Annotated in this window: 20 protein-coding genes and 1 pseudogene; 15 read left to right on the top strand and 6 right to left on the bottom strand. The window is 31.7% G+C overall.

The window, feature by feature from the left end:
• Window positions 1-882, bottom strand: a complete 882-nt coding sequence (gene fabD, locus BUB70_RS13460; RefSeq protein WP_073122486.1) for an ACP S-malonyltransferase — start codon at window positions 880-882, stop codon at window positions 1-3.
• A 108-nt stretch (window positions 883-990) separates the two neighbouring features.
• On the opposite strand from fabD, the gene BUB70_RS13455 reads away from it, so the two are divergent.
• The 9 genes and pseudogenes from BUB70_RS13455 to BUB70_RS13415 all read left to right on the top strand — a co-directional run bounded on the left by BUB70_RS13455 (window position 991) and on the right by BUB70_RS13415 (window position 10,133).
• Entirely contained in the window at window positions 991-1,686 is a 696-nt protein-coding gene (locus BUB70_RS13455) for a queuosine precursor transporter (protein ID WP_073122484.1), read from the top strand.
• A 61-nt stretch (window positions 1,687-1,747) separates the two neighbouring features.
• Entirely contained in the window at window positions 1,748-2,458 is a 711-nt protein-coding gene (locus BUB70_RS13450; RefSeq protein ID WP_073122483.1) for a DUF547 domain-containing protein, read from the top strand.
• 5 nt (window positions 2,459-2,463) lie between these two features.
• Window positions 2,464-2,799 carry an arsenosugar biosynthesis-associated peroxidase-like protein gene (locus tag BUB70_RS13445; protein WP_073122529.1) on the top strand — a complete coding sequence of 112 codons (336 nt, stop codon included), beginning with the start codon at window positions 2,464-2,466 and terminating at the stop codon, window positions 2,797-2,799.
• 91 nt (window positions 2,800-2,890) lie between these two features.
• A complete protein-coding gene (gene arsS / locus BUB70_RS13440) occupies window positions 2,891-3,943 on the top strand; it encodes an arsenosugar biosynthesis radical SAM (seleno)protein ArsS (RefSeq protein WP_073122481.1) in 1,053 nt (350 codons plus the stop codon).
• Between the two features lie 51 nt (window positions 3,944-3,994).
• Window positions 3,995-4,603, top strand: a complete 609-nt coding sequence (locus tag BUB70_RS13435; protein WP_073122479.1) for a TIGR04282 family arsenosugar biosynthesis glycosyltransferase — start codon at window positions 3,995-3,997, stop codon at window positions 4,601-4,603.
• Window positions 4,603-5,418: a purine-nucleoside phosphorylase gene (locus BUB70_RS13430; protein WP_073122477.1), complete on the top strand. Its 816-nt coding sequence runs from the start codon at window positions 4,603-4,605 to the stop codon at window positions 5,416-5,418. Before BUB70_RS13435 ends, BUB70_RS13430 begins: the two co-directional genes overlap by 1 nt.
• Before the next feature lie 3 nt (window positions 5,419-5,421).
• Entirely contained in the window at window positions 5,422-6,390 is a 969-nt protein-coding gene (gene arsM, locus BUB70_RS13425) for an arsenosugar biosynthesis arsenite methyltransferase ArsM (protein WP_073122474.1), read from the top strand.
• A gap of 48 nt (window positions 6,391-6,438) precedes the next feature.
• Window positions 6,439-6,630: pseudogene (locus BUB70_RS13420) on the top strand (FAD-dependent oxidoreductase); the annotation flags it as partial.
• A 134-nt stretch (window positions 6,631-6,764) separates the two neighbouring features.
• Window positions 6,765-10,133 (top strand): T9SS type A sorting domain-containing protein, encoded by a 3,369-nt coding sequence (locus BUB70_RS13415; RefSeq protein ID WP_073122472.1) that lies wholly within the window; start codon window positions 6,765-6,767, stop codon window positions 10,131-10,133.
• 175 nt (window positions 10,134-10,308) lie between these two features.
• Here the strand turns inward: BUB70_RS13415 and BUB70_RS13410 are convergent, their stop codons facing one another.
• Window positions 10,309-11,565, bottom strand: coding sequence for a POTRA domain-containing protein (locus BUB70_RS13410; RefSeq protein ID WP_073122470.1), 1,257 nt, complete (start codon window positions 11,563-11,565; stop codon window positions 10,309-10,311).
• 170 nt (window positions 11,566-11,735) lie between these two features.
• On the opposite strand from BUB70_RS13410, the gene BUB70_RS13405 reads away from it, so the two are divergent.
• The 6 genes from BUB70_RS13405 to BUB70_RS13380 all read left to right on the top strand — a co-directional run bounded on the left by BUB70_RS13405 (window position 11,736) and on the right by BUB70_RS13380 (window position 19,480).
• Window positions 11,736-13,067 carry an NAD(P)/FAD-dependent oxidoreductase gene (locus BUB70_RS13405; RefSeq protein ID WP_073122467.1) on the top strand — a complete coding sequence of 444 codons (1,332 nt, stop codon included), beginning with the start codon at window positions 11,736-11,738 and terminating at the stop codon, window positions 13,065-13,067.
• A gap of 70 nt (window positions 13,068-13,137) precedes the next feature.
• Complete coding sequence (locus BUB70_RS13400; protein ID WP_073122465.1) at window positions 13,138-14,754, top strand: 4Fe-4S binding protein; 1,617 nt, start codon at window positions 13,138-13,140, stop codon at window positions 14,752-14,754.
• 28 nt (window positions 14,755-14,782) lie between these two features.
• Complete coding sequence (locus BUB70_RS13395) at window positions 14,783-15,478, top strand: glycosyltransferase family 2 protein (RefSeq protein ID WP_073122462.1); 696 nt, start codon at window positions 14,783-14,785, stop codon at window positions 15,476-15,478.
• A 98-nt stretch (window positions 15,479-15,576) separates the two neighbouring features.
• Window positions 15,577-17,100, top strand: a complete 1,524-nt coding sequence (locus tag BUB70_RS13390; protein ID WP_440870551.1) for a cellulose synthase family protein — start codon at window positions 15,577-15,579, stop codon at window positions 17,098-17,100.
• Between the two features lie 74 nt (window positions 17,101-17,174).
• Window positions 17,175-18,500 (top strand): MptA/MptB family glycosyltransferase, encoded by a 1,326-nt coding sequence (locus tag BUB70_RS13385; RefSeq protein ID WP_188351971.1) that lies wholly within the window; start codon window positions 17,175-17,177, stop codon window positions 18,498-18,500.
• 371 nt (window positions 18,501-18,871) lie between these two features.
• Window positions 18,872-19,480: a superoxide dismutase gene (locus BUB70_RS13380; protein ID WP_073122455.1), complete on the top strand. Its 609-nt coding sequence runs from the start codon at window positions 18,872-18,874 to the stop codon at window positions 19,478-19,480.
• A 79-nt stretch (window positions 19,481-19,559) separates the two neighbouring features.
• Here the strand turns inward: BUB70_RS13380 and BUB70_RS13375 are convergent, their stop codons facing one another.
• The 4 genes from BUB70_RS13375 to BUB70_RS13360 form a co-directional block, all read right to left on the bottom strand.
• Window positions 19,560-20,039: a GNAT family N-acetyltransferase gene (locus tag BUB70_RS13375; RefSeq protein WP_073122453.1), complete on the bottom strand. Its 480-nt coding sequence runs from the start codon at window positions 20,037-20,039 to the stop codon at window positions 19,560-19,562.
• 123 nt (window positions 20,040-20,162) lie between these two features.
• Window positions 20,163-21,455 carry a phosphopyruvate hydratase gene (gene eno, locus BUB70_RS13370; RefSeq protein WP_073122451.1) on the bottom strand — a complete coding sequence of 431 codons (1,293 nt, stop codon included), beginning with the start codon at window positions 21,453-21,455 and terminating at the stop codon, window positions 20,163-20,165.
• A 157-nt stretch (window positions 21,456-21,612) separates the two neighbouring features.
• Window positions 21,613-22,086 (bottom strand): ExbD/TolR family protein, encoded by a 474-nt coding sequence (locus BUB70_RS13365; RefSeq protein WP_073122449.1) that lies wholly within the window; start codon window positions 22,084-22,086, stop codon window positions 21,613-21,615.
• Window positions 22,087-22,094: 8 nt separating this feature from the next.
• Window positions 22,095-22,715, bottom strand: a complete 621-nt coding sequence (locus BUB70_RS13360; RefSeq protein ID WP_073122447.1) for an ExbD/TolR family protein — start codon at window positions 22,713-22,715, stop codon at window positions 22,095-22,097.
• Window position 22,716: the final 1 nt, after the last annotated feature.

Below are 22,716 nucleotides of genomic sequence, written 5' to 3'. Positions count from 1 at the left end.
TTAAATCTCTGCACTACTTCTAGCTACAGTTCTGTCTATTTTAGCAAATAAACCTTGTAATACTTTTCCTGGTCCTACTTCAATTACTTCCGTTGCTCCATCAGCAATCATGGCTTGCGCACATTGTGTCCATTTTACAGCACCTGTTAACTGAGCTATTAAATTTTCTTTAATTTCAGCAGGATTTGTAACGGCTTTCGCTACCACATTTTGATACACTGGGCAAGATGGCTCATTAAACTGAGTTGCTTCAATAGCCGCAGCTAATTCTTCTTTCGCTGGTGCCATTAATGGAGAATGGAATGCTCCACCAACAGGTAATAATAATGCTCTACGCGCTCCTTTTTCTGTGGCCAATTCACATGCTGCTTTTACCGCTTCTAACTCACCAGAAATTACTAACTGTCCAGGACAGTTATAATTTGCAGCAACAACATCTCCATCAATTGCAGCACAAATTTCTTCTACTACAACATCTTCTAATCCTAAAACAGCAGCCATGGTTCCTGCTTGCATTTCACAAGCTTTTTGCATGGCATCAGCACGTTTAGCAACTAATTTTAATCCGTCTTCAAAAGATAAAGTTCCGTTGGCAACTAAAGCTGACAATTCTCCTAATGAGTGTCCAGCTACCATATCTGCTTTAAAATCATCTCCTAAAACTTTTGCTAAAATTACTGAGTGTAAAAACACAGCGGGCTGAGTTACATTGGTTTGCTTTAAATCTTCTGCAGAACCTTCAAACATAATTTTAGTAATGTCAAATCCTAAAATCTCATTTGCTTGGTCAAATAATTCTTTAGCCAATGGAGAGTTCTCATATAAATCTTTCCCCATTCCTGTAAACTGTGCTCCTTGTCCAGGAAATACATATGCTTTCATAAAAATTAGTTTTCTAAATTTTGTGGGGCAAAAATAGCAAAAAACCCCAAAAACAATGTTTTTTCACTTAAAGAGTTCTATTTTTAAGGAAGATAAGACAAATACTGTATGATTACAAAAAAAGAAAAACTCGCCACTAATATTTATTTAATTCTAGCCACCCTATTTATTACCTCCCTTGTAGTATCTAATTTAATTTTTCAAAAATTTATTTATTTGGAGCCTTTTGGCTGGTACCGCTTTGAAATTTCTGTTGGTATTTTACCTTACCCCATAACTTTTTTAATTACCGATACCATTTCTGAAATTTATGGAAAGAAAAAAGCCAATCAGGTAGTAATTGTTGGAATTTTTGCCTCAGTATTTTCTATGGCTATAATCCTTATTGCCAACCACGCTCCTGCTATTACTAATTCCCCTGTGAATGATGAAACTTTTACCAACGTTTTTGGATTATCACCATTAGGTGTTTTGGCTTCTATGTTGGCTTATTTGGCTGCTCAATTTGTAGATATTAAAATCTATCACTTTTGGAAGAATTATACCCAAGGAAAACATCTTTGGATTAGAAATAATTTTTCAACTTTCACCTCTCAATTTATAGATACTAGTTTGGTTGTTGGATTACTTTGTGCATTCAAAGTCTTATCTTGGAACTCTTTTATACCTTTAGTAATTAGTGGATTTTTATTTAAAGCTTTAATTGCTTTGTTAGACACTCCTGTTCTTTATCTGATTGTATTTTACATGAAAAAGAAATTCAATTTGGAAACAAATCAAGAAATGACAAAATTAGTTCTGTAATGATTTAAAAGAAAGCCCCACTAAGGTTTCATAAGATTATTTTGATAACAAACTACACTACATGAAACCATTATTTTTCATTTTTATTTTATTGATAAGTATTCAGAGTTTTTCTCAAGAAAAAATATGGGATGAATTGCTTCAAAAAAATGTAGACAAAAATGGTTGGGTTAATTATGATGGTTTTAAAAATGATAGTATCAAATTAAATCAATACTTAGCTTATATAGAAAATACCAGTCTCAACAATAGTTGGTCTAAGAACAAACAAAAAGCCTTTTGGGTTAATGCTTACAATGCCTTTACTATTAAATTGATTTTAAACCATTATCCTTTAAAATCAATTTTAGACATCAAACAAAAAAACAAAAACGCTTGGGAAATTCCATTTGTAAAAGCGGGTAAAAAAATATACACATTAAACCACATTGAGCACGAAATTTTAAGAAAAAAGTTTAACGATCCTAGAATTCATGTTGGAATTAATTGCGCATCTATCTCATGTCCTGCTTTGCCTAATAAAGCTTTTACTGAAAAAAACATCGATGATTTACTAACTAAAGCAATGACAAACTTTATAAATGATAAAAATCGAAATACCATCACAAGTAATAAATTAGAATTATCGCAAATTTTTAATTGGTTCCAAGATGATTTTATTCAACAATCCGATTTAATTACTTTTATCAATCAATACAGTACTATTAAAATCAATAGTGGTGCAACAATTGCATACAAAGAATACAATTGGAATTTAAACAAGCAAAAATAATCAACATGCAAAAAACATATTATGATCCAAAAGACTTAAAAGATTTTGGAAAAATTAGCGAATGGGACCAAGAACTAGGAGAAAAGTTTTTTGAATATTATGGAAAAGTATTTGAAGAAGGAGCCTTAACCGCACGTGAAAAATCTTTAATTGCTTTAGCTGTCTCCCATACCGTTCAATGTGCTTATTGCATTGATGCATATACTTCTGACGGATTAAAACGCGGATTAGAAAGAGAAGAAATGATGGAAGCTGTACATGTGGCTGCTGCTATAAAATCCGGAGCTACTTTGGTTCACGGAGTACAAATGATGAAGAAATATGATAAATTATCAATGTAAAATTTTAGTATAGAGTACAAAGTAGTGAGTAATGAGCAAAAAAGCTCTGATAAAACTCAATACACTGTACTTAATACTCAATACTAGAATTATGAAATCACTCGCAAAGAGAAAAAATAGCTTGGCAAATCCTAAAAATCAAATTGCATTGTTTAATGGCGGTGTGTTTGCTAATGGAGAATTGCCAACATTTAAAAATAAAGTTACCGAAAGTAATCAATATCCTTTAAAGCCTAATAAACTAGAAATCTTTCAGGTAAACCTTGGATATATGTGCAATCAGGTTTGTACACATTGCCATGTAGATGCTGGTCCCGATAGAAAAGAAATTATGACCACAGAAACCATGCAATTATGTTTGGATAAATTAAAAGAATCTGGGGCAACTACTTTAGATTTAACAGGAGGAGCTCCTGAGATGAATCCTAATTTTAGATGGTTTGTAGAAGAAGCTAGTAAAATTGGGGTTCAAGATTTTATTGTTCGTTCTAACTTAACCATTCTTAGAGCCAACAAAAAATATTATGATTTACCTGAGTTTTTTAAAAAACACAATGTTCATGTTGTTTCCTCTCTACCATTTTACAAAAAAGGAAAAACAGATAAACAACGTGGTGATGGCGTTTTTGATGCTTCTATTGAAGCCTTAAAAGAACTGAACAAAGTGGGATATGGAATAGAAGGAACTGGCTTAAAACTAGATTTGGTTTTTAATCCTGCTGGAGCTTTCTTACCAGGAAATCAAAATGAATTGGAACGTGAATTCAAATCGGCTTTAAAAGAAGATTTTGATATTACTTTTAATAATCTTTTTTGCATTACAAATTTACCTATTAGTAGATTTTTAGAGTTTTTAGTAGCTTCTGAAAACTATGAAGATTATATGGATGAACTGGTAGATGCCTACAACCCAGAAGCAGTAAAAAACGTGATGTGTAAAAACACTATTTCTGTAGATTGGAATGGTTATTTATACGATTGTGATTTTAATCAACAATTAGATTTAAAAGTAGCAACCCAAGGAAAACATCTATCAGATTTTAACATAGATGATTTAAATAATAGACAAATTGTGGTCTCTCAGCATTGTTACGGTTGTACAGCTGGTGCAGGTAGTAGTTGTCAGGGTACAATTAGCAATTAGCCCCCAAAAAAAACACACTCTCACAGTTAAACAAATAAACATATCATATAAATGAGCAAACAACTCTTAATTATATTTATCCGTAAACCAGAATTAGGAAAAGTAAAAACAAGATTAGCAAAAGACACTTCTGATGAAGTTGCTTTGGCTGTTTATAAAGATTTATTAATTCACACACATCAAATCACCAAAGATTTAGAAGTAGATAAATGGGTGTTTTATACTGATGACATCGAATTTGATGATCTTTGGGATGAAGGGGATTACATGAAAATGATTCAAGCCGAAGGGGATTTAGGAGCCAAAATGCAAGATGCTTTTTTTAAAGGTTTTGGAGCAGGATATTTTGAAATCATCATTATTGGGAGCGATGTAGACACGCTATCAAAAGAAATTTTAGAAGAAGCTTTTGAACAAGTAAAAGAACAACCCGTAATTGGCCCATCAGAAGATGGAGGCTATTATTTATTAGGCTTAGAAGAGCCTAGAACCGATGTTTTTACAAATAAAGAATGGGGAACCGACACGGTGTTAAGAGATACTTTAATAGATCTTGCTGATGAAGAAGTTGCCATTTTAGAAGAATTAAATGATATTGATTTATTAGAAGATATAGAAGAAGATTCCCTTTTATTTCATCACGTAAAAGATTTTAAATAATGACGGTTCAAGACATACAAGAAAGTGTTGGTTTTTTAAAATCAAAAGGAATTAACACTCCAAAAATAGCCATTGTTTTAGGAACTGGATTGGGACAAATGGTACATCAAATCAATATTACTCACGAAATTGATTATACAGACATTCCACATTTTGTAGCTGCTACATTAGAATCTCATGCAGGGAAATTAATTTTTGGAACCCTAGCAGGAAAAGAAGTTGTGATTATGAACGGTCGTTTTCACTTATATGAAGGCTACAACTTTAACGAAGTAACCTATGGAATAAGAGTAATGAAAGCTTTAGGAGCAAAACATTTATTAATTTCCAACGCTGCTGGTGCCATCAACTTAAACTTTAACAAAGGAGAAATCATGTTAATTGATGACCATATCAATTTGCAAGGAGGTTCTCCCTTAGCTTTTAAAAACGCAAAAGAATTTGGGAATATTTTTGTGGACATGTCAGCTCCTTATCATCAAGAAATGAATGAGCAATTGGAAAATATTGCAGAAAAAAACAATATTATTTTACACAAAGGAGTATACGCTTCAGTGGTAGGACCTCAGTTAGAAACCCGTGCAGAATACAAATATTTAAAAATTATTGGTGCCGATGCCGTTGGGATGAGTACCGTTCCTGAAGTAGTTGTTGCCAATCAAATTGGATTGCCCTGTGTAGCTATTTCTGTATTAACAGATGAGTGTGATCCTGATAATTTAAAACCCATTGACATTCCTGAAATATTTGCCATGGCTGCCAAAGCAGAACCACAATTAATTACTTTATACACAGAGTTAATCAAACAACTATAAAACATGAGTTATTTAGAAACCACCAAAAACGTATACAAAGAAGCAGCATTGACTCCAGATGTTGGTTTGTGTTGCACCACCAATCCTATTTGGGAATTACCAGGTTTAACCATTCCTAAAATTATGCAAGAAATGAACTATGGTTGTGGTTCTACAGTGCATGCTCGTGATTTGTCTCGCAGTCCAAAAATATTATATGTAGGAATTGGTGGCGGAATGGAGTTATTACAATTCGCATATTTTTCCCGTCAAAAACAAGGAGTTATTGGAGTTGATGTAGTAGACGAAATGTTAGAAGCCTCTGCTAAAAATTTTGTAGAAGCAGAAGAAAAAAACGATTGGTTTAAGAAAGAATTTGTCGATTTAAGAAAAGGAGATGCTCTTAACTTGCCAGTTGAGGACAATTCTATTGATGTAGCAGCACAAAACTGCTTGTTCAACATTTTTAAAGCTGAGGACTTAAAAAAAGCCATTGATGAAATGTATCGAGTCTTAAAACCGCATGGTCGTTTAGTGATGAGTGACCCTACTTGTGAACAACCTATGAATGACACTTTACGCAATGATGAACGTTTACGTGCTTTGTGTTTAAGTGGAAGTTTACCTATTGCAGACTATGTAAAGGCTTTAACAGATACTGGTTTTGGAACCATAGAAATTAGAGCAAGAAAACCTTATCGAATTTTAGATCCTAAAAATTATCCTACAGACGAATTGATTTATATTGAATCTATTGAGATAGCCGCCATTAAAGATCCAATGCCAGAAGATGGACCTTGTATTTTTACAGGTAAAGCAGCTATTTACTTTGGTGATGAAGATTTTTTTGATGATGGAAAAGGACACACTTTGTTAAAAAATCAACCCTTGGCCATTTGTGATAAAACAGCACAGGCTTTAAAAGATTTAGTTAGAGATGATATTTATATTTCAGAATCCACCCATCATTATGATGGTGGTGGATGTTGCTAATAAAACTCCTTTAGAAACAAAACTATCTATTAACTAAAAATTAAACAGATGAAAAATATAGTAATTATAGGAAACGGTATTGCTGGTATTACAGCTGCGAGGCATATCAGAAAAAAATCTGATTATCATATTACTATTGTTTCATCAGAAACCAAGTATTTTTTTTCCAGAACTGCTTTGATGTATGTTTTTATGGGGCATATGAAATTTGAACATACTCAACCATATGAAAATTGGTTCTAGAAAATAAACATCATAAACACCCATTATTAAACAAAACACAAAAAACACCCCGTTTTATTATTAATACGCCACCCTAATAACACAACATAATTTAATAGTTTTATCAAAAATTAATTTAACCTTGATATTTTATGAAAATAAAATTACAATTATCAATACTTGTCACACTTTTAAGTTTGTTATTCTTTCCTACAAATGCCAATGCTCAAACCACAAACAATCTTCTCTCTAATATAAGTTTTGAAAATGGATTTACAGGTTGGGTAAATAACGGAATGTTTACGCAAACTAATAATGTTTTCCCTAATAAAGATGGTAACACTTATATTGAAAGATGGGTGTCAAGAGGTCAAAGCATTCCTAATGTAAGTGTACAACAAACAATAACTGGGGTTACTAACGGGTATTATAGTCTTACTGTTGCTGCTGGTAACATACAGCAATCTGCTAGTGGTAGCACCATAAATAACTCATCAACCCCTCAAACAGGGGTGTCTATTTTTGCAAACAATGTTGAAACATCTGTAAACACAGTTAAAGATTATACTATAGATTTTTTTGTGAATAATGGAACGATAACCTTAGGGTTAAAAGCAGAAAATGCCACTGGAAACTGGCTTACTTGTGATAATTTTAGATTAGTATATAATGGTGAAAATTCTAAAACTTATATACAAGAATTAGTTGATGCTGCAAATACTTTATTATCAGATAAAATGAATAATAATGTTAGAACAGAACTTGTTAGTGCCATAAATTTAGGTGATCAAACTATAGCTGATGAAGCTGCTACAGAACAAACAATTGCTGATGTCATTCAACATATAAAAGAGAAAGAATTAAACGCTCAGATCTCAGTAAATTCATATGAAAATTTACAAACCACTATTGATTCCGCTTTAGCTATATATGATGATGGATCTGGTAAAGAAGCAATTGCACTACAAACTGCTATCAATACAGCCAAAGACACATCAAATAATTTCTCAATTAGCCTTGAAGAAGTCAATAATGCTACAGAAGCACTAAATTTAGCTATTGATAAATATAACTTTGCTAACAAGACAGATTTCACAGATTATATTGAAAACCCTAGTTTTGAATCATCATTAAATGGCTGGGAAAATAATGGAATGGCTAGTCAAGGTAATAATGCTTTTTCTAAAAAAGAAGGTAATACTTATGCTGAAAAATACGTGTCAACTACTCAAAACATGCCTAATGCTAGCATACAACAAACAGTAAATGGATTACCTAACGGGTTTTATACTCTTACTGTTGCTGCTGGAAATAGTAATACAAATAATTTATCATCCATTCAAACTGGCGTATATATTTTTGCAAACGATGATAAAACCCCTGTAAATATAATTAATGATTATACTATAAATCTTTTTGTATCCAACGGAACAACAACGATAGGATTAAAGGCAGAAAATGCTTCTGGAAATTGGATTGCTTGTGATAATTTCAGGTTAATATTTAATGGTTTTGACATTGAAAGCTCAAAAACCTTTATACAAGAATTAGTTGATACTGCTAATGGTTTACTAACAGACAAGATGAGTGATGATTATAGAACAGAACTTATTAGCGCAATAAACTCTGGTGATCAAGCTATAGCAGATCAGTCCGTTACCAAAGAAACACTTGCAAGTACAATTCAACTATTAAAAGATCAAACCTTAAACGCTCAAATTTCTGTAAACTCATATTTAGAGTTACAAACTGCTATTGATGAAGCATTGATGATTTATGGAGATGGTAATGGTAATGAAGCTGCAGAACTAGATACTGCTATTAACAATGCTATAACATCATCCAATAATTTCAGTCTTAGTGTTAATGATATACATAATGCTATCAATACATTAAATACAGCAGTTGATAAATATGGTATAGCGAATGCTACAGGACCCGCTCCAACTGTTATTACAAATCCAAATTATGCAAGAGGTGCTACAATGGCATTTGGTCGTAGTACAATATCAGGAGTAAACATATCAACGCTAAAAGAACATGGATTCTGCTGGAGTACTAACCCTGAACCAACCATATTTGATAATAAAACTACCAAATACCTATCAAGCAATGGTAATATTTATCATCTTGAAAACCTAGAACCTTCTACTGTTTATTACATGAGAGCTTATGCTGTAAGCTCTGGAAATGCAATAGGTTACGGTGACGTAATAAAATTCATTACCATTCCAAAAGGAACGGTGACTTATAATCTAACAAGTGGTTTAACAGGTGATAACCGTACAAGGGTAGAAGCAGCAATGTCTTCAGCTATTAACTATTATAACAACCTTACAAGTATCAAAGGACATCATATAACTGTAAATTATGGTTCAGGTACTCCTACTGCTGAAGCCTCTTATGGTGGATGGATGAGATTTGGTCCAAATGCTAGTTACCAAAGAACAGGTACTGCTCTACATGAGATGGCACACACTATTGGTGTAGGAACACATAGTATGTGGTATGGACCTAGTTCTCCGTTAAGAGAAACAGGTTCTAGAGGACTTTGGCTTGGTGAACGTGTAGACAAAGTTATTCAGTTTATAAGTAATAATCCTAATGAACATTTAACTGGTGATAACGTACACATGTGGCCATATGGTATTAATGGTGCTCAAGAAGATAACGGAAGTGAATTATTATATATTACAAATTGTTTAATTGCCCAAGCTCTTGGTGAAGATGGATTACCTCCAACAGGTAATTTTGCGACACCAGCTTATACTTTTGAATTAAAAGACAATATTAAATACTACATTAAAAGCGAAGAAGAAACAACTAGAAGAGACAATGCTTTTATTACCATTGACGAATCTGGAAATCTTATAAACAAGGTTATGACTCCATCTGAAGCAATGGGCGATGATAATGCAGCATGGTATTTAGAATTTAATCCATCAAACTCATACTATACCATAAAGAATGCAGCTACTGGAAAATATTTTACATATAAAAACACAGGAAGTAATGGTATTAGTACAATTGCTAGAGCAACCCCAGCCTCAAATGATTATTTTCAATTGATGAATGCCCGTGTGGAAACTACAATTGGATCAGAATCTTATAAAGGATATTGGATTATTCATCCTGAAGCAAGTACTTCGCCAGCTGTACTTAGAGCTACAACTTCAGATTTAACAACAACTCAAGGATTAAATCTAAATAATACTTCAACTAGTCAACGATGGCTAATACTTGATTCTAATGACGTTGAAGAGTTAAAAAGCACATTAAGTTTAGAAGACAATATAAACACAAGTGCATCTAAAAATTTAGTTTATTCTGAAGACAATGTACTTCATGTTAAAAATATAAGTGCAAATACAGAAATAACTGTTTATGATATTAGAGGTGTGTTAATTTTACAAGAAAACATAACTACTTCATCTTTTTCACATAGAATGAAAACAGGAATTTATGTTGTAATATTAAGTTCTGATGCTAATAGAGAAGTTAAAAAGATACTTATTCATTAAATTGAATAACCCATTCAATTATTATAAAACAGGCTGTCTTTGAGACAGCCTGTTTTATTTCTTATACATGTCTTATCATTGTTTTAAAATTAAATCTCTAATTTTTTTCTTTCAAAGAATTGTTTATAATATACTTTGAAAAGCTAACATTAAAAAACATATAGGAGTTTTATAATTAAAAATACTGCCCAACACCAAATACCAAACCTTGTTGTTTTTCATTAATTACACTAAATCCATAATCAATTCTTAAAACAGCATTATATATTTTTTTGTGGATAAATCTTAAACCTATCCCAGGATGTAATCTTGCTCCTGAAATTTTAACCAATCCATTAAGCTCTCCTCCTGTTTTTCTCCAATTACCAGCATCTACAAAAATATTGGTTTGCATAGAAAACCATTTTTTATCAATAACAGTATGTCTATATTCCATATTTAAGACCATAACTCCTGTTCCTCTATCTATAATATTCCCCACTCCTCTTATGTTTAAATTATTATCTAAAGCAAAAGGAGCAAAAGGACTATCATTATTACTCGAAATACCCAACCTTAATCTTGTCGCTAAATTACCTTTTTGATGGATGCGTTTATAATACAGAAAATCATTCCAAAAAACAGTCAATTTTCTGTTACTTTCATCAACTGGCATTACATGCTGAAAATTTAACAAACTTCTAAATCCTTCAACATATTGATAATAATATTTTAAAGTATTATAGTCAAAACCTCCTTTAAATGAAAGTTTTAATTCATCTAAACTTCTTAAAGTATTGGTCGCTTGATATCCTTCGACATACTGGTATTGTTCATTAAAAAAAATTACTCCTAAATTAATATTGTGATTAGGACTTATCCTTTTTAATACTAATGCTTCTATGGAGCTGTTTTTATATTGATAGTCTGCACTTTCATCATCAAAATACAAGGGTTCTAAACTACTTAAATTTTGTAAAGTGATGGAAATACCTGTTGTTGCACTAAACAAAAAAGGATCTTGATAATTGACCGAAAAAGAATGGAGGCCGTTGTTTCTATAAAATCCTCCTATTTGTTTGTTTTCTCCTAAAAGATTAAATTCTTTAACTCCTAATTGATATGCAAATTGTTGATTATTAGCCGTCCAAAAATTGACCGTTGGAATAATAGTATTTGTTTCTTCAATTGTATAAATAACCTCATAATTCCCATCACTATCTGTCGATATGACATACTCTGATGTATTGCAAACAGGTAATCTACTAATCAAAGTGATGTCTTTTTCTAAAACAACAGAATCTAATTTCTCTCCAACTTTTATCGTTGTTAATTTCTCTAAGACCTTTGTTTTAGTCTTTTTATTTCCTTCATAACCAATACTTTTTATAACCTGAGCATTTAGTTTAAAAGGAGTAAAAACAAATAACGTAATTAGTATTTTATAGTGCATTGATGTTTTTTAGTATAGATTAGAGACTCTTTCTTTGTGGTTAATGCCATAAATAACTTACAGTAGGATTGTCTTATTTAAATAAAATATAAATAGTATTTCTTTTTTAAGAACCCTCTTTAATTTTCGACAAAATGCTTGTACATTAAACTTTGTTAAACTCAATGCTCATGAAACAAGTTATTATTATTGGTAACGGTATTGCAGGTATTACGGCTGCGAGGCATATCAGAAAAAAATCTGATTATCATATTACTATTGTTTCATCAGAGACCAAGTATTTTTTTTCCAGAACTGCTTTGATGTATGTTTTTATGGGGCATATAAAATTTGAACATACTCAGCCATATGAAAATTGGTTTTGGAAAAAAAACAGAATTGATCTAATTCAAGCACATGTTCAAAAAGTTGAAATAGCTTCTAAAACCTTAATTTTAGACAACAACTCCTCTATTTCTTATGATGATTTAATTATTGCTACTGGTTCTAAACCAAACAAATTTGGTTGGCCTGGACAGGACTTAAAGGGAGTCATGGGAATGTATTCTAAACAAGATTTAGATGAAATTACTCATTATGCTAAAGATTGTAAAAGAGCTGTAATTGTAGGTGGTGGATTGATTGGGATTGAAATGGCAGAAATGTTTGCTTCTAAAAACATTCCTGTAACCTTTTTGGTAAGAGAAACTAGTTTTTGGAACAAAGTGTTACCTGCCCAAGAATCTGAAATGATTAATAAGCACATTAAAGAACACCATATAGATTTACTTTTAGACACTAATTTGATAGAAATTTTATCTGATGAATACGGGAGAGCAAAAGCTGTGGTAACAGATAAAGGAGAAACCATTCCTTGTAATCTAGTAGGGTTAACAGCTGGAGTAAGTCCTAATGTTAGTTTTTTAAAAGATTCTGGAATTCAATTAGACAAAGGTGTTTTAGTAAACAGATATTTAGAAACCAATATCCCTAATATTTATGCTATTGGAGATTGCGCTCAACAACAATCAGCAATTGGAGAAAGAAGACCTATTGAAGCCGTTTGGTATACCGGTAGAATGATGGGGGAAACAGTGGCTAGAACCATTTGTGGTACTCCTACAAAATACAATCCTGGACATTGGTTTAACTCTGCCAAGTTTTTTGATATAGAATATCAAACTTATGGTTGGATTACTGCAGAACCGAAAGAAAATGAAGCTCGTTTTTATTGGGAACATACAGATAGTAAAAAATGTTTGCACTTTAATTTTGATAAAAATTCAAAAAGATTTATTGGAATTAACACTTTAGGAATTAGGTTAAGACATCAATTATTTGACAAATGGTTAACCGAAGAAAAAAGTATTGAATATGTTTTAGAACACCTAAAAGATGCCAATTTTGATCCTGAGTTTTATAAACAATATGAAAACGAAATTGTAGCAAAGTTTAATATTGAAAACGGAACCTCATTAAAAGCAAAAAAGAAAAGTTGGAAAAGAATTTTTCAAACAAGTTGATTTGTTTAGTCAATTAAAAAATACGAAACTACTTAACATTTACACAAATCAACCATTCAACATCATCCAAATGAAAGCAATTAAAAACGTAGGATATCTTTTAACTTTTTTAGGTTTTGCCTTTTTTATAGGAAGTGTTTTTACAGGAACCCATAAAGTAACAACAGCTACTTATGAAAGCTGGATACAGAGTAAAAATATTAAAAGTGAATATTTTATAAACCATACTCAAAAAGCCATTGTTGATAAAGAAATAAGTACTTGGGAATTGTCTCATATCATTCTTAATCAAGCCAAAGCATCAAATCAATATCAAAAAAGTCAAACTAAAACAGATTGGAATAAAATCATTCATCTAAAGTGGAACAAAACTTCTAAAGATTTCATTTATCCTCTGGCCAGAGCTTCAGTAATTGGTTGGTACAGCAACAACATAAGTCTTTGGTTTTTTATGACGTTTGGTTTGGCTATTATTGGTGGTTTAATGGTTTTTATTCCTGATTATAAATTATTAGGACCTGCAGGAATTAAAAACAACGGAATTTTTCAACATAGTGCTACTAACAGAGGAATCATTGGTTTTATCACTGCTTTCTTTTTTATGGCCTTTTATGTGTTGCTTTACTTTTTTCCTAATTACATCATCAATCCTATTTTATCCGTAAATGGAATCAGTCATTTTTTAAGTGGTAACGATGCCAGTCAATGGTTTTTATATGGTGTAATGTATTGCTCTGTGATGACAGTTTTTGCTGTAAGGATGTTTATTAAATATCGTCACAATAGTTATCAATTATTAAGAACTACTGTTGTTTTATTTTTTCAAATAGCTTTTGGGTTTTTAATTCCCGAAATTTTAGTAGCCTTTAACAAACCTTGGTTTGATTTTAAAAATGCTTGGCCACTAAACTATACTTTCTTTTTTGACTATAACATTAACAATCTTATCAACAGTGGACATTTAGGAATATTTATGTTGGTTTGGGGAATTGCATTAACTGCTATTATTGTTCCTATTATGGTTTATTTTTATGGGAAAAGGTGGTATTGCTCTTGGGTTTGTGGATGTGGCGGTTTGGCTGAAACTTTAGGAGATCCATATAGACAATTATCCGATAAATCTTTATTATCATGGAAAATAGAACGTTGGTTGATACACGGAGTTTTGGTGTTTGCTACTTCTATGACAGCCTTGACTTTATACGTTTATTTTGCTCATATAGAAAGTTGGAAAGTAATTGCCTTTGGTATTTCAGCGTATGATGTTCAAACCTGGTATGGATTTTTTATTGGTTCTATTTTTTCTGGTGTCATTGGAACTGGATTTTATCCTATTATGGGAAATAGAGTTTGGTGCAGATTTGGTTGTCCTTTAGCCGCATATCTAGGTTTCGTACAGCGTTTTAAATCTAAATTTAGAATTACAACCAACGGAGGGCAATGTATTTCTTGTGGAAATTGTTCTACTTATTGCGAACAAGGAATTGATGTTAGGGCTTATGCACAAAAAGGACAGAATATTGTTCGTTCCTCTTGTGTAGGGTGTGGAATCTGTTCTGCCGTGTGCCCGCGTGGGGTATTAAAATTAGAAAATGGTTCTAATACAGATGCTAGTAGAACTCAAGTAAATGATATACTTTTGGGGAATGATATGGACTTACTTAATATGACAAAAAAGAATTCCTAATCATTTAAAATATCAACTATAAAATTATATGAACAATACCATAGCAGTGATTATTCCTGCTTATAACGAAGAGCAATCTATAGCTCATGTTATACATGATATTCCTAAGAATATCGCTAACCACATTATTGTAGTCAACAATAATTCTACCGATCATACGCAACAAATTGCAGAAAATGCTGGAGCAACCGTTTTGTTAGAAAAACAAATGGGTTATGGCTATGCTTGCTTAAAAGGATTAGATTATATCGCTAAGAACAATATCAACCCTGATATTGTTGTTTTCTTAGATGGAGATTATTCAGACTATCCAGAAGAAATGATTGATTTGGTAAAACCTATCATCACCCAAAATTATGATATGGTAATTGGAGCAAGAACTAAAAGTGGGCGAGAAAAACACTCCATGACTCCACAGCAAATTTTTGGGAATTGGTTAGCAACCCGTCTAATGAAAATCATATTCAATGCAAAGTTTACTGATTTAGGACCTTTTAGAGCCATTAAATACGATTCTTTATTAAAATTAAACATGCAAGACAAGACCTATGGTTGGACAATCGAAATGCAATTAAAGGCTCTGAAACAAAAAATTAACTATCTTGAGGTACCCGTTAGATATAAGAAAAGAATTGGGGTTTCAAAAGTTTCAGGTACGATAAAAGGAACTATCTTTGCCGGAATTAAAATATTAAGTTGGATTTTTAAATATAGTTTCAAGTAATGTTGCACGGTTTACTATTTACGCTTTCAAAATCTACCAATGATATCATATACATTATCAGTAGCATACTTTTAATTATATACATAGTCTCGTTGGTAATGGTTTTCTTTTATGCTTTGGCACAGTTAAATTTGCTGTTCAATTACCTTAAGGCTAAGAAAAAAGACAAAAAAGGATTAGACAATTCTCCTAAATTTGATTTAAATAATCCTGATGAAATTCCTTATGTAACTATTCAACTACCTGTTTTTAACGAAAAATATGTAATGAAACGATTGTTAAAAAACATCGCTTTGTTAGATTATCCCAGAGAAAAGTTAGAGATCCAGGTATTAGATGATTCTACAGATGAGACAGTTATCAAAACAAAAGAAAGAGTTGATAAACTTGCTGCAACAGGTTTAGATATTATTCATATTACAAGAACCAATAGACAAGGTTATAAAGCAGGAGCTTTAAAAGAAGGGTTGGCTATTGCTAAAGGGGAATTAATTGCCATTTTTGATTCCGACTTCTTACCTGAAGCTGATTGGTTGTACAAAACCATTCCTTATTTTAAGGATGAAAAAATTGGGGTAGTACAAACACGATGGGGACATATTAACAGAAACTATTCTCTATTAACTAAAATTCAAGCTTTTGCTTTAGATGCTCACTTTACCTTAGAACAAATGGGTAGAAACTCTAAAGGACATTTTATAAACTTTAATGGAACTGCAGGCGTTTGGAGAAAAGAATGTATTTATGATGCTGGTAACTGGGAAGGCGATACTTTAACCGAAGATTTAGATTTAAGTTATAGAGCTCAATTAAAAGGTTGGCAGTTTAAATATTTGGTTGATGTGGAAACACCTGCTGAATTACCTGTAGTTATTAGTGCTGCAAGATCTCAACAATTTAGATGGAACAAAGGTGGGGCTGAAAACTTTCAGAAAATGTTCAAAAAAATTATTCATTCTGATTTGTCTTTCAAGACCAAAGCTCACTGTGTATTACATCTTTTAAACAGTACCATGTTTTTAAATGTATTAATTGTAGGAGTTTTAAGCGTTCCTATGTTATACGTTAAAAACTATTTTGATGATTTTAAAGGTTATTTTATAGCCATGAGTTTTTTCGGAATCAGTACCCTTATTTTCTTTATTTGTTACTGGTATATGTTTAAACATGTGCAAAAAAAATCAGGAGTCAAAGGTTTTTTACAATACATCAGAACTTTTCTAACCTTCTTTAGTGTTGCCATGGGATTGTCTTTAAATAACTCTGGAGCTGTTATTGAAGGACATAGACGTAAACGTAGTGAATTTGTTAGAACACCAAAGTTTAATATCAAATCTATTGATGGTTGGAAAACAAACAAATACATTCGTAAAAAACCATCAAAGAATGTAATTTATGAAGGTTTTTTATGTCTTTACTTTTTATTTGGAATTGTGAGTGCTTGGTTAGTGAGATATATTGGCCGAAATGAACTTAAAGTTTATGATAAAGAATGTATGTTTGGTTTGGCTCCATGCGATGCTTGGTACATTCCTTTTGATAGTGGATTGATTATATTCCATGTAATGTTATTTTTAGGTTTCGGATTTATATTTTATACCTCTGTGTTTAAAAAAGTATAATGTAAATAAGTAGCTTTTTTTCGACAAATCAGGTTCAAGAAAGTCAAATGAAATTATTTATAAAATCTTTTAAAATGACTAACAAACAAGCTTTGTTAGTCATTTTACTTTCTGCCATAGCCTACTATTTATTTGGCTATACAACACCTAGAACAGATTTCAACAAAGTTTTTACTTATTACAGTCTTCTATTTATTGGGTTTGGACTTTTATATAAATGCAGTAACCTATCTATAAGATGGCTAATTATTGGTGGAATTATTTTCAGATTTATTCTACTATTTGCCATTCCTAACCTTTCTGATGATTTTTACAGATTTTTATGGGATGGAAGAGCCATCGCAAAGGGTATCAATCCATATTTAATATTACCACAAAACAATCCTGAACTTATTTCTAACGGAATAGAATTGTATAAAGGCATGGGAAATATGAATGGAAGTCATTTCACCTGTTATCCACCTTTAAATCAATTTGCCTTTACCATTCCTGCCATCATCTCAGAAAATGGTATTTTTATCAGTACTATTATGATGAGATTAACCTTAATTATCGCAGATATTATTACGGTATATTTTGGTCTCAAAATTTTAAAAATCTTAAATATTGATAAGAGAAAAATACTCTTATATTTTATCAACCCTTTTATTATTATAGAACTTACGGGAAACCTACATTATGAAGGAATGATGATTGCTTTTTTAAGTGCAAGTATTTATTATCTACTTAAAAATAAAAATCATTTATCTGCATCTTTATGGGCTTGTGCAGTTTCAATCAAACTAATTCCATTACTTTTTATTCCTCTTTTATACAAAAAATTGGGATTCAAAAACCTGTTCATTTACGGAACAATTGTTTTAGGGATTAACGCAATATTATTTATCCCTTTTTTAAGTCAAAATTTAGTAAACAACTTTATGTCTAGTATAGAACTCTATTTTCAAAATTTTGAGTTCAATGCTAGTATTTATTATGTGGTTAGGGAAATTGGTTTTTGGATTAAAGGTTATAATATCATTGGACTGGTTGGAAAAACAACACCTTTTATTATTATTGTTATTACCATACTTATTTCTATCATTAGAAAAAACAATAAAACAGTAACACTTTTTACAAGTATGCTGTTTTTAATTATCAGCTATTATTTATTGGCCAGTGTGGTTCATCCTTGGTATATAGCCATTCCTTTGTTTTTGAGTATCTTCACAAAATATAACTTTGCTGTAGTATGGAGCTTTACCATTATATTAAGTTACAGCGCATACATAAATACCAACTACAAAGAAAACCTTTGGTTGGTGTTTTTAGAATATTTTATAGTGATAATCTTTTTTATCATAGAATTTAATCAAGCTAAAACCAGCGCTGAAATAAAGCATAGTAAATTGCCATACTAAAGAAAAATACCACTAAAGAAAAGTATATCGCTATGATAATTTTCTGAATGGTATTTAGCACCCTTATCTGGTTTAGAATACCTCTAACAATATTATAAATAGCATCAACAATAACATGATACATGGAACTTAATCCATCGGAAGTAAAAATAGAATTACTCATGGGAAAACAGTTTTAGTTAAACAAAAACATGTAAGGGGTTCGTATTACCATGAATCATACTAAATTTATGAATTTAATTCATAAAACACTAATTTTAAGTTTTTTATATTTTCACAGTATCATGATATCTGTAAATAACTCTTAAAAATTCTTTGAAAAAAAAATAGTTATTTATCTTTGAGTACGAATCAATAAAAATCATAACAAAATGGCTTTTGAATTACCAAAATTACCTTATGCATACGATGCATTAGAACCACACGTAGATGCAAAAACTATGGAAATACACCATAGCAAGCACCACAATGGATATACAACCAACTTAAACGCTGCTATTGCTGGTACAGACTTAGAAGGAAAGTCTATTGAAGAGATATTAAATGGATTAGATATGGAAAACAAAGCTGTTAGAAATAACGGTGGAGGTTTTTACAATCACTCTTTATTTTGGAACGTAATGTCTCCAAATGGTGGAGGACAACCAACTGGAGCTTTAGCTACTGCTATTGATGCTGCATTTGGATCTTTTGAAGCTTTTAAAGATGCTTTTTCTAAAGCTGCTGCTACTCAATTCGGATCTGGATGGGCATGGTTATGTGTTGCTAAAGGTGGAGCAGTGAACGTATGTTCTACTCCTAACCAAGACAATCCATTAATGCCAGGTGTTACTTGTGGTAACCAACCTATTTTAGGGTTAGATGTATGGGAACATGCATATTACTTAAATTACCAAAACAGAAGACCAGATTATATCAATGCATTTTTTAATGTAATTAACTGGGATGCTGTTTCTGCAAACTACGAGGCTGCTAAATAATTAGCAACTATCATAATTTAAAAAATCCCAAAGCTTTATCGCTTTGGGATTTTTTTTATTCATCAGCTATAAATAGTCTTTAAATACTATCAATATAATTCTTCAATTGTTCTTGAGACATTTGTACTACTCGCCAATCATCAAAAACTACCGCTCCAGAATTTTCATAAAAATTTACGGCAGGAGTATTCCAATTTAAAACTGCCCATTCAACCCTTTTTAGCTTTTGCTGATGTGCATACTTTAAAACTTCATTGTACAACAATTTCCCAACTCCATTTCCTCTAGCAGTCTCTTTAACAATTAAGTCTTCTAAGTGTAATGTTTTACCTTTCCAGGTAGAATAACGGTAGTAGAACAAAGCCATACCAATTAATTCTTCATTTAATTCTGCTACAAATACTTCAAATTTTGGATGGTCACCAAATCCATCATTCTTAATATCTTCTATAGTTAGTTCTACAGCATCAGGTTCATTCTCAAACTTAGCTAATTCATTAATCAATGAAAATATACCACTTGTATCTTTTAACTCACCTTCTCTTATAATTACACCCATCACAAAAAATTAATATTCTAAACTCAAAAATAATAAGTCCTTTTTAAATAATCATAGATAGAACTTGAATAAAACAAAAAAAGCACCTCAAATGAGGTGCTTTTTAAATATTTTAAAAGTTAATTAAGCCTTAACTTTAAAAGCTTTAGCTTGAGGGAAATATGCTACCTCAGCTAATTCTTCTTCAATTCTAATTAATTGGTTGTACTTAGCCATACGGTCAGAACGTGAAGCAGAACCAGTTTTAATTTGACCTGTGTTTAACGCCACAGCTAAATCAGCAATAGTAGTGTCTTCAGTTTCTCCAGAACGGTGAGACATTACAGAAGTGTAACCAGCGTTATGTGCCATGTTTACAGCTGCAATTGTTTCAGTTAAAGTACCAATTTGGTTTACTTTAATTAAGATAGAGTTTGCAATACCTTTTTCAATACCTGTAGCTAAACGTTCAACGTTAGTTACAAATAAATCATCACCTACTAATTGAACTTTATCTCCAATTAATTCAGTTAAGTACTTCCATCCTTCCCAGTCATTTTCATCCATACCATCTTCAATAGAGATGATTGGATATTTGTTAGCTAATTCAGCTAAGTATTCAGCTTGCTCTTTAGAAGAACGTACTGCACCACCTTCACCTTCGAATTTAGCGTAGTTGTATTTTCCATCTTCATAGAACTCAGCAGAAGCACAGTCTAAAGCTAATTTCACTTCTTCTCCTGGCTTATATCCAGCTTTTTCAATAGCTGATAATACTGTTTCAATAGCATCTTCAGTTCCATCAAATGTTGGAGCAAATCCTCCTTCATCACCTACAGCAGTAGATAAATTACGTCCGTGTAAAATTTTAGCTAAGTTGTGGAAAATTTCAGTTCCCATTTTTAATGCTTCAGTAAAGTTTTTAGCTTTAATTGGCATAATCATGAACTCTTGGAATGCGATTGGAGCGTCAGAGTGTGATCCACCGTTTACGATGTTCATCATAGGAACAGGTAAAGTATTAGCAGAAACACCACCTACGTAACGGTACAAAGGCATGTCCAATTCGTTTGCAGCGGCTTTAGCAACAGCTAAAGAAACTCCTAAAATTGCGTTAGCTCCTAATTTAGCTTTATTCGGAGTACCGTCTAAATCAATCATTGCTTTGTCAATAGCATTTTGTTCAAAAACAGAAAAACCTATTAACTCTTCAGCAAGTACAGTATTTACGTTTTTAACAGCGTTTAAAACACCTTTTCCCATAAAGTCAGAACCACCATCTCTTAGTTCTACAGCTTCATGTTCTCCAGTAGATGCTCCAGAAGGAACAATTGCTCTACCTAAAACTCCATTTTCAGTAATTACATCAACTTCTACAGTTGGATTACCTCTTGAGTCAAAAATTTGTCTTGCGTGAATGTTAACTATAACGCTCATATTTTTAGTATTTAATTATTATAATTTTAATGTTGCTAAAATAAACAACTATTGGATTGAAAAATACAACAAAATAAATAAGTTTCGAAAACCTATTCGTTAAAATTTCATCATATAATATCAATAAAAAAGCAGTGCTTTTGGCACTGCTTTTTTATTATTTAAAATTATTAGCTACATCACCAGAACTAGATGAATAACTAATTTTTAATGCATTAATAGATTGTAATTCATCTTTAATATCTGAAATGGTTCCAACATTGGTTTTCATATCAGCTTTGATAGAGGTAACCATTGCTTTCTGCTCATCAGCATCGTGCTTATCTCTTTCTGAGTAGATAAAATTTACGATATCGTTTACTGTAGAAATTTTATCGTTTAACTGAATTTTATCTCCAGTTCCCTCAGAAGGATTTACTGCTTTACCAACATATATAGTACTTACTAAACTTTTATGCTCTAACTTCTTTACTTCCGTTGCACTTGGCAATTTTGGTTTTTTAATTAACAAAGAAGTTTCACGCATAGTAGTAGATACCATGAAGAAAAACAAAAGCATAAATACAATATCCGGTAAGGCAGCAGTATTCACTGCTGGCACTTCTTTTTTCTTTTTTCCAAACTTTGACATAGTGCTTCTTATTTTATTGGTTTAGCATCAGATAATATCTCAGGATATGCCTTTTTAATTTGGTCAATTGCAGCATCTAAATCAGGGTTTTTAACTTCTCCTTTTTGTAGTTTTAACAAATCAGAATATGAAAGTCCTTTGTATTTTCCTTGTAGATATTTTTTAGCGTATCTATTTCTTAACTCTGTGTAAGCAGCCAACAACTCATTCTGAACTGAAATATACATTCCGTATGAAGTTGTTTGTGCAGTTTGAACTGAAATAATTGCTTTAGCTGGATGCTCAGAAGATGATTCTGATTTTTCACCTTCACAATAATTACATGGTTGCCCTTCTGCATTTTTACCTGCTCCGTTGTCAATAAATTTAACTGCTAACTCTCTTAAATCACCAATTTTTACTTCTTCTTCTTCAACCAATAATTGATCGAAACGGTTGATATTTACTTCAAATATGTTTCTCTGTCTTACTGGAGGTGCCTCAACATCCTCAGGTTGTTTTTCTGGTAATTTTCTTAGAATACCAGAATCGGTATCCATAGTTGTTGTTACCAAGAAAAAGATAAGCAGCAAGAAAGCAATATCTGCCATTGAACCTGCATTAATTTCACTATTTTCTCTTCTTGCCATA

Origin of the sequence: Wenyingzhuangia marina, assembly GCF_900130035.1 — a bacterium.
In the GTDB taxonomy this organism is placed as follows: domain Bacteria; phylum Bacteroidota; class Bacteroidia; order Flavobacteriales; family Flavobacteriaceae; genus Wenyingzhuangia; species Wenyingzhuangia marina.
This window is presented reverse-complemented; position numbering and strand designations above follow the sequence as displayed.

Coding starts and splice junctions, on each gene's coding strand:
- BUB70_RS13390 (WP_440870551.1), top strand. CDS start 15,577: ATGGTTTTCTTTTATGCTTTGGCACAGTTAAATTTGCTGTTCAATTAC.
- eno (WP_073122451.1), bottom strand. CDS start 21,455: ATGAGCGTTATAGTTAACATTCACGCAAGACAAATTTTTGACTCAAGA.
- BUB70_RS13375 (WP_073122453.1), bottom strand. CDS start 20,039: ATGGGTGTAATTATAAGAGAAGGTGAGTTAAAAGATACAAGTGGTATA.
- BUB70_RS13415 (WP_073122472.1), top strand. CDS start 6,765: ATGAAAATAAAATTACAATTATCAATACTTGTCACACTTTTAAGTTTG.
- BUB70_RS13395 (WP_073122462.1), top strand. CDS start 14,783: ATGAACAATACCATAGCAGTGATTATTCCTGCTTATAACGAAGAGCAA.
- arsS (WP_073122481.1), top strand. CDS start 2,891: ATGAAATCACTCGCAAAGAGAAAAAATAGCTTGGCAAATCCTAAAAAT.
- fabD (WP_073122486.1), bottom strand. CDS start 882: ATGAAAGCATATGTATTTCCTGGACAAGGAGCACAGTTTACAGGAATG.
- BUB70_RS13405 (WP_073122467.1), top strand. CDS start 11,736: ATGAAACAAGTTATTATTATTGGTAACGGTATTGCAGGTATTACGGCT.
- arsM (WP_073122474.1), top strand. CDS start 5,422: ATGAGTTATTTAGAAACCACCAAAAACGTATACAAAGAAGCAGCATTG.
- BUB70_RS13385 (WP_188351971.1), top strand. CDS start 17,175: ATGACTAACAAACAAGCTTTGTTAGTCATTTTACTTTCTGCCATAGCC.
- BUB70_RS13455 (WP_073122484.1), top strand. CDS start 991: ATGATTACAAAAAAAGAAAAACTCGCCACTAATATTTATTTAATTCTA.
- BUB70_RS13445 (WP_073122529.1), top strand. CDS start 2,464: ATGCAAAAAACATATTATGATCCAAAAGACTTAAAAGATTTTGGAAAA.
- BUB70_RS13400 (WP_073122465.1), top strand. CDS start 13,138: ATGAAAGCAATTAAAAACGTAGGATATCTTTTAACTTTTTTAGGTTTT.
- BUB70_RS13435 (WP_073122479.1), top strand. CDS start 3,995: ATGAGCAAACAACTCTTAATTATATTTATCCGTAAACCAGAATTAGGA.
- BUB70_RS13360 (WP_073122447.1), bottom strand. CDS start 22,715: ATGGCAAGAAGAGAAAATAGTGAAATTAATGCAGGTTCAATGGCAGAT.
- BUB70_RS13380 (WP_073122455.1), top strand. CDS start 18,872: ATGGCTTTTGAATTACCAAAATTACCTTATGCATACGATGCATTAGAA.
- BUB70_RS13365 (WP_073122449.1), bottom strand. CDS start 22,086: ATGTCAAAGTTTGGAAAAAAGAAAAAAGAAGTGCCAGCAGTGAATACT.
- BUB70_RS13450 (WP_073122483.1), top strand. CDS start 1,748: ATGAAACCATTATTTTTCATTTTTATTTTATTGATAAGTATTCAGAGT.
- BUB70_RS13430 (WP_073122477.1), top strand. CDS start 4,603: ATGACGGTTCAAGACATACAAGAAAGTGTTGGTTTTTTAAAATCAAAA.
- BUB70_RS13410 (WP_073122470.1), bottom strand. CDS start 11,565: ATGCACTATAAAATACTAATTACGTTATTTGTTTTTACTCCTTTTAAA.